Raw genomic sequence first — 258 nt, forward strand, 5'->3', positions numbered from 1 at the left:
GGTAGGGGATCGAGATGCCGGCGTCGGCGAAGCGCTCTTGGATCCGCTCGACCGCGATCGCCTTCGAGCGCCACCGCGCCTGGGGCGTCGGCGGGTCGATCCAGAACCGGAGGTCGAGGAGGATCGCCGAGTCGCCGAACCCGGACGGGATCGCGTACGGCTGCGGGTTGTTCGCGATCGTGTCGATCCCGTCGAGCACGTCCTCGGCTATCCCGGCCGCCTCGTCGGGGTCGTCGTCGTACCCGATCCCGACCTCCA

1 pseudogene is annotated in these 258 nt (G+C 70.2%); it reads right to left on the reverse strand.

Annotation, left to right across the window (positions count from 1 at the left end):
- Window positions 1-258, reverse strand: a pseudogene (locus tag EXE45_RS18905) (mechanosensitive ion channel family protein); the annotation flags it as partial.

This window comes from Halorubrum sp. SP9 (assembly GCF_005435015.1).
Taxonomy (GTDB): domain Archaea; phylum Halobacteriota; class Halobacteria; order Halobacteriales; family Haloferacaceae; genus Halorubrum; species Halorubrum sodomense.